This is a genomic window from Coleofasciculus sp. FACHB-712 (assembly GCF_014695635.1).
Lineage (GTDB): Bacteria > Cyanobacteriota > Cyanobacteriia > Cyanobacteriales > FACHB-T130 > FACHB-T130.
This window is the reverse complement of record NZ_JACJOQ010000347.1, coordinates 1-6,884: the sequence shown is the minus strand read 5'-3', so window position 1 is coordinate 6,884 and position 6,884 is coordinate 1. Positions and strand designations below refer to the sequence as shown.

Sequence of the window (6,884 nt, the reverse complement as noted above, 5' to 3'; positions counted from 1 at the left end):
CTAACAATACTGCTCTCTACCGAAGCGGCGCGTTGTTCCAACAATTGGTTTAGTTCATCGCTGGAGTGCTTCGCGGTTCCGCCAGTCCGCAGGACTTCCCCAACCAACGTAGCCAAACCTACCTCGTTTTCTGGTTCCAGACGACCGCCGGTGCGAATCATCGCCGTGCCACTCACGAGGGGAAGTTCGCGATCTTCCATCAGATACACAATCATGCCGTTGTCCATCTGATAGCGCGTGTACGGCGGTACCTGAATTTCCGGCAACGGTGGAAACTTCAACTCCGTATAATGCCGCGCTGTATCCGCTACCGCTGGCATCAAAAATGTCAAAAGTATCAAGGAGAAAGTCAAAAGAAACAGAAAATAATTTTTCCTTTGTTTCCCTTTGCCCTTCTTCCTCCAATTCTGCCTAAACCACTGCATACTCATTCCTCGTCCTTCTTCCTCTTCCTCTCAGCCCTCAGTCCTCAAACCTCAGTCTTCAAACTTCAGCCCTCAGTCCTCAGTCCTCTTCCCTCAGTCCTCTTTCGGGAGAATTCGCCCAATTGTCCGGTTTTGTGGCTGGAAAGTTTCTTTCGCCACTCGCTGAATCTCTGCGGGTGTCACGGTAGCGATCGCATCTAGTTGCTTAAAAAGGTTCCGCCATGAGCCGGTTTTCACTTCATAGTCCACCAGCGACATCGCCATGCCCATATTGGAATCAAGCGATCGCAATAAATCAGCTCTTGCCTGGGTCTTCACCCGATCCAAATCCATCGCCGCTACGGGTTCCGTCTTCAGCCGCTCAATTTCCTTGCTCAAAGACGCCGCCACTTCATCCACTGTATGACCGGGAGCTGTCAGCGCATAGAACAGCATCAAATTCGGATACTTATCTCCCGGAAAGCCACTAAAACCTTCCGCATTCAGAGCGACTTGCTGCTCTTCTACTAAAGACTTGTAGAGGCGAGAAGTCCGACCATCGCTCAACAATCGACCGATCAGTTCATAAATTGCATGATCCGGATGATTCATCGCTGGGCGGTGATAGCCTTCTAGATACCAAGGTTGGGATTGCAGGCGCAAGGTGACATCCTGCGCTTCGGTTTGCTTGGGTTCCGTCGGTAATTGCTCCCGTTCCGCTGTTCTCGCTTTGTAACGTCCAAAATAAACTTGAGCCAGCCGTTTCACTTCCGCTGGGTTAACATCCCCAACGACCGCAATAGTTAACTTGCTGGGGACGTAGTGCGTGTCAAAAAACTCCTGCACATTTTCGCGGGTAAGATTGCGGATGTCCTGGTCGTAGCCAATCACTGGACGCTTATAGGGATGCACTTTGAAAGCCGCATCGAGAAAAGCCTCAATCATTTGACCGATGGGCGAGTTATCAGTTCGCAACCGTCGCTCTTCCAGGATGACTTCTTTCTCTTTATAAAATTCTCGAAACACTGGGTCTAAAAACCGCTCTGACTCCAGCGACATCCACAGCTCTAACTTGTTAGAAGGAAAGCTGTAGAAATAGACCGTAGAATCTGTAGAGGTTGCTGCGTTTAGACCGACGCCTCCCGCTTGCTCGACAATTTGACCCAGTTCATTCTGCTTGACATATTTCGCTGCTTCGGCTTCAACCTTGTTAAATTCTGCCTGCAACGCTGTCACTTCTGCCGGTTTCTTTGCCGCTTTTGCTGCCTGAATTTGTTCGGCTAACTGGTCTAAGCGGTCTAAAAGTGGCTTTTCTGCCTTGTAGTCCTGCGTGCCAATGCGCGTGGTTCCCTTAAAAGCTAAATGCTCTAGAAAGTGAGCAACGCCTGTTTGACCATTGGGTTCGTTGGCACCCCCCACATCGGCATAGGTGTAAAACGACACGACCGGCGCTTGGTGCCGTTCCAATACAATAAACTTGAGACCATTCTCTAAACGAAACTCTGTCACCCGCTCAATTACCCGGTCTAAGTAGGGCTGAATCGATTGGGTTGTGGCAGGTTTTACATCCGCCTTTTCAAGCGTCTGGGTACGAGCTAACGCCACATTGGGCTGCATACCCCACCCCAGCAGCAGCGCGAGCAGAAAAGCCAGAATGCTTCGCCACTGACGCTGTCTTGACGGTTGAGGGCTGGGGTTCAAACTTTCCCGTAACGGTTGTGCTGTCGTTGGGATTGACACACACAGGAATCGACAAAACTGACTCATACAATACTAAAGATTAAGCAGCGCTAATTCCAAGATATTGACTCTAACGTGGATTGTGTGGTGTTAACAATCTGTGAAGGTTTGGGTGATTGATTACTCGCCTATAGCACAATTGCATTAGGGTGTTAGTGGTAATCCATCCATTTATTTCTTAATATGGGAATTTTTAACCGGAAAACGGTAGGAACAACTAAGCAAGTTGCTCATACTGAAGACGATACTCACACCCGAATTTTACAGGCAGCACAGCGGTTATTTGCCCGCCAGGGATATGAGGGGACAACAACCCGCGATCTTGCTGCGACGGCAGGGGTTGCAGAAGGAACGTTGTTTCGTCATTTCCCAAACAAAAAGGCGATCTTGATTGAGGTGGCGACGCAAGGCTGGGTGGAAATTCTCACGGATTTGTTAACCGAATTGAGTGAAATGGGCAGCTATAAAGCTGTGGCTCAGGTGATGCATCGGCGGATGATGAATCTACGTGAAAATGCGGATATGCTGCGGGTTTGTTTTACAGAAGCGCAGTTTCATCCAGAGTTACGCGATCGCATCCAAGCTGAAGTCATTGTCAAAATGACGGATGTGGCGGAAGCTTTCTTTCAAACTGCAATGGATAGAGGCACTTATCGCCGCATGAATCCGAGAATTGTTGCCCAAGTTTTCTTAGGGATGTTCACAATCGCCGGTTTTAGCCACGACACCCTATTAGGAGAAAATGCCTCCCCGAAAGCAATGCAAGAAATGGCAGAAGGGTTAGCTGATATTTTCTTGAATGGTGTGTTAGCAAAATAAAGCAATTAAGATTAGCTCCAGCGTTTAGAATTTGCATTAATCCGAGCATTTAAAATTTGTATTAGCTCCGGCAATTAGAAATCGCGCCTACACAGACACAACCCGCCTTCGCAGGTTTAAAACAACGCCCCAGCGATTTCCTATTCGCCCGGTGTCTTAAACTGATGCAAGTGCGCGACAATCGCTAAACCAACAATGGACGCCGAAGAACTTCTAAAAAGATACGCCCAACGCGAACGGAACTTTCAAAAAGCAAAACTAAGTGGGATACAGCTCCCAGGTGCAAACCTAAGTGGGATAGACCTACAGAATGCAGATTTGACCGGAGCTGAGTTAAATCAGGCAAACCTGGCTAATGCCAACCTCACTGGCGCAAACTTTAGCAGAGTATCCTTAATTGGAGCAAATCTGACTGGGGTGCAAGCTTCTTCAGTAAATTTGGGTTTGGCAGAACTCAGTGGTGCCGACCTTAGTAAGGCAAACTTGATTGGTGTTAACTTTAATAATGCCAACCTAGACAATGCAAACCTCAGTGATGCTCAACTAAATAGTGCCAACCTAACTAAAGCCTCTCTAGGTCAAGCCAACCTTGTTAGAGCAAACTTGAGTAGTGCGAGGCTAACGGGTGCAAACTTAGCTGAAGCTGACTTAAGTCGGGCAGAATTAGCTAGTGTTAACATCCAAGATGCCAATCTCCAAGGAGCCAAGCTCCGGGGTGTCAAGTTGCCCAGCTATAATTTGTCAGGTATGAATTTTGCTGAGGTAGATTTAGGCGCAGCAGAACTGACAAACATACAGTTTAGAAAAGCCTGTCTGCGAGGGATAAATTTAGAGAGAGCAGGTTTGCAAGGAGCAAATTTCATGGGGGCAAACCTGAATGGAGCCAACCTGAAAAAAGCAGATTTGACTGATGCAAACCTTTATGGAGCAAGCATCAATGGTGCGGATTTCACGGGCGCGATAATGCCCGATGGGGAAGTTTACAAGTCCTCAGCCTCTGATACAGAACCCCGCAAACAGGAAGCATCGTTACCAACACAAATACTAATGACACGCAAAGTAATTCGGACAGAAAACGCACCAGCACCAGTCGGGCCGTATAATCAAGCGATCGCTGCCAGCGGTCAAATGATCTTCGTCGCCGGTCAAATTGCCATTGATCCTAGAATCGGTGATATTGTCTACACCGACGATGTAGCCAAGCAAACAGAACAGGTAATGGCTCATCTGGAAGCGATTCTGTCTGCTGCTGGCGCTAAATTTGAAAATGTGGTCAAAACCACCGTTTTTCTCAAAGATATGAATGATTTTGCTGCGGTTAACGCAGTTTATGGTAAATATTTTGACGCAGAGACAGCCCCCGCTCGTGCCTGCGTGCAAGTATCCCGTCTACCCAAGGATGTGCTGGTAGAAATTGACTGTATTGCGGTAATTTAAGACTTCTGACAGAGGAAAGAGCGATGGGAGCATCCCGTATTTGCAAATCGTCCACAGACTGGAAGTCTGGGGCTAGACAAACAAAGCCTGCCGACCCAGGCTGAATAGAGTCCGTACAGGCTGGATTGAGTCCGCGCAGGCGGACTTGGTTTGTGTAGCCGCGATTTCCAATCGCCAGGTCTTTTTGCTACCCGCGATCGCTTATGATAATAGTTATCATTATTAAAAATATCTCGGCATTCTGAGAACCTGCCATGTTATCGCAGACACTGCGCTGCATGGTGCGAATCTATGTCTGCATCGCTCAATTAATCCAGGCTCAATTTATCCAGAAAGAGCAATGAACAATCTTACAGCACCCAAACAAAACCTGATTCCGGATATTCCTAAACGGGGAATGCCAGTCACGATCGTTACAGGCTTTTTAGGCAGTGGTAAAACAACGCTGCTTAACCATATTTTGCATAATTGTCAAGAATTAAAAGTAGCAGTTTTAGTTAATGAATTTGGCGATATTAATATCGATAGCCAGCTATTGATTTCCGTCGATCAAAATATGATCGAACTCACAAATGGCTGTATTTGTTGCACAATCAATGATGGATTGCTCGATGCAGTTTATCGGGTGCTGGAACGGAGCGATCGCATTGATTACTTAATTGTCGAAACAACTGGAATCGCCGACCCATTACCCATTGCGTTGACGTTTATTAGTACAGATTTGCGCGATCTAACTCGGCTCGATTCTATCTTGACTTTGGTAGATGTGGAGACATTTACACCAGATCATTTTGAAAGTGATGCCGCCCTCAATCAGATTTCCTACGGTGACATCATTCTGCTAAACAAAACCGATTTGGTTCCAGAAGCGCAAGTCAAGGAGTTGGAAGACTACATTCGCGCTATGAAAGTAGGGGCGAGAGTTTTGCGAACCGCCTACGGACAAGTTCCTCTGCCACTAATTTTAGATGTGGGAGTTTCCCAAGCGGAATCTTATCCAGCTAAACAAGAATCTAGCCATCATCATCATCACGATCACCATCACGATCATCATCACGATCATTCCCACCACTTAGAAAATGATGGTTTCATGTCATTTTCTTTTCAAAGCGATCGCCCTCTCCTCTTAGAGAAATTTCAACAATTTTTAACCGAACAACTTCCCGAAGACGTTTTTCGCGCCAAAGGTTTACTCTGGTTTAAGGAAAGTAGTTTACGCCACATCTTTCAACTGTGCGGTAAACGGGTTGAGATGAAAACTGACAAGTGGATTTCTCAAAAGAGCAATCAACTGGTATTTATTGGGCGTAACTTGAATGAAGCCCAAATTCAACAGCAGTTAAAAGATTGCCTAGAGTAAATAAAATAGGGATTGTGTCTTATGGCAACTTCAACGATTTCTGCACCTAGTACTGTCGGAATTGGCGGAACCGTTCAGGAATATCTCTGGACTTGGGAAGGACAAGAATTACCTATAGTTTATGAAACTCTAGGCAAAGGATCTCCCATATTACTTCTGCCAGCTTTCAGCACCGTTTCTACACGCGCGGAAATGCACGGACTGGCAGAGTTATTATCATCTCAGTTTCAAGCCGTTGCTCTCGATTGGCCTGGATTTGGGCGATCGCCTCGTCTACCCTTGAACTACCAACCCGCCCTATATCACCAATTTCTGCAAGATTTTGTCAAAAATGTTTTTGATACTCCAATAGCCATCATTGCTGCTGGACACGCTGCTGGTTACGCGATGCAACTAGCGCAACAACAACCGCCCGTTTTGTCACGGATTGTTTTAGCGGCTCCCACTTGGCGCGGGCCATTTCCGACGATGATGGGTAAAAAGCAAGGGTGGTTTAGAACGCTAAAGAATGTAGTGCGATCACCCATTTTAGGACAAGCTCTCTACAAGCTAAACACCACGGAGTCCTTCATTAGCTTGATGTATCGTCGCCATGTCTACGTTGAACCTGACTCGTTGAGTCCCTCCCGGCTTGAACAAAAGTTGCAGACAGCACATCAACCAGGAGCGCGTTTTGCTCCCGCCGCCTTCGTCACCGGAGGTTTAGATCCGGTTAATCATAGAGACGATTTTCTCGCCTGGTTTCAGCCTTTACCGTTACCCGTGATGGTGGTAATTGGCGAACAAGCGCCCCCGAAATCAAAAGCAGAAATGGAAGCCTTAGCGAATGTCCCAGGAGTGCAGATAGTGAGGCTTCCCGGTTCGTTAGGATTACATGAAGAGTACGCAGATGCAGTAGGCGCTGCTATCTTGCCATTTTTGATGGGTGGATGAGCGCGATCGCACTTAGCTTATATTTATGCGCTGATGCGATCGCATTTACTTGTCCTCAAGCCAAGCCAAGCTAACACGGCTAAGGATTTGGTTGCCGTTAAGCAAAACTTAGCGGGCAATTAATTGGCTATAATGCCATCAAAAACTGTAACCTGTTGAATTATGAACAGAATTGCTCTTGCTTTGCTTAC

5 protein-coding genes and 1 pseudogene are annotated in these 6,884 nt (G+C 46.9%); 4 read left to right on the top strand and 2 right to left on the bottom strand.

Features of this window, described 5'->3' with window-relative positions; genetic code table 11:
• A pseudogene (locus H6F50_RS08865) lies at positions 1–320 on the bottom strand (insulinase family protein); the annotation flags it as partial.
• A 198-nt stretch (positions 321–518) separates the two neighbouring features.
• Positions 519–2,105: a pitrilysin family protein gene (locus H6F50_RS08860; protein ID WP_347277151.1), complete on the bottom strand. Its 1,587-nt coding sequence runs from the start codon at positions 2,103–2,105 to the stop codon at positions 519–521.
• A gap of 222 nt (positions 2,106–2,327) precedes the next feature.
• On the opposite strand from H6F50_RS08860, the gene H6F50_RS08855 reads away from it, so the two are divergent.
• The 4 genes from H6F50_RS08855 (at position 2,328) to H6F50_RS08840 (ending at position 6,693) form a co-directional block, all read left to right on the top strand.
• Positions 2,328–2,963, top strand: coding sequence for a TetR/AcrR family transcriptional regulator (locus H6F50_RS08855; RefSeq protein ID WP_190428402.1), 636 nt, complete (start codon positions 2,328–2,330; stop codon positions 2,961–2,963).
• Between the two features lie 195 nt (positions 2,964–3,158).
• Positions 3,159–4,400, top strand: coding sequence for a Rid family detoxifying hydrolase (locus H6F50_RS08850; protein WP_190428401.1), 1,242 nt, complete (start codon positions 3,159–3,161; stop codon positions 4,398–4,400).
• 340 nt (positions 4,401–4,740) lie between these two features.
• A complete protein-coding gene (locus H6F50_RS08845) occupies positions 4,741–5,760 on the top strand; it encodes a GTP-binding protein (RefSeq protein WP_190428400.1) in 1,020 nt (339 codons plus the stop codon).
• A 21-nt stretch (positions 5,761–5,781) separates the two neighbouring features.
• Entirely contained in the window at positions 5,782–6,693 is a 912-nt protein-coding gene (locus tag H6F50_RS08840) for an alpha/beta hydrolase (RefSeq protein ID WP_190428399.1), read from the top strand.
• Positions 6,694–6,884 lie beyond the last annotated feature (191 nt).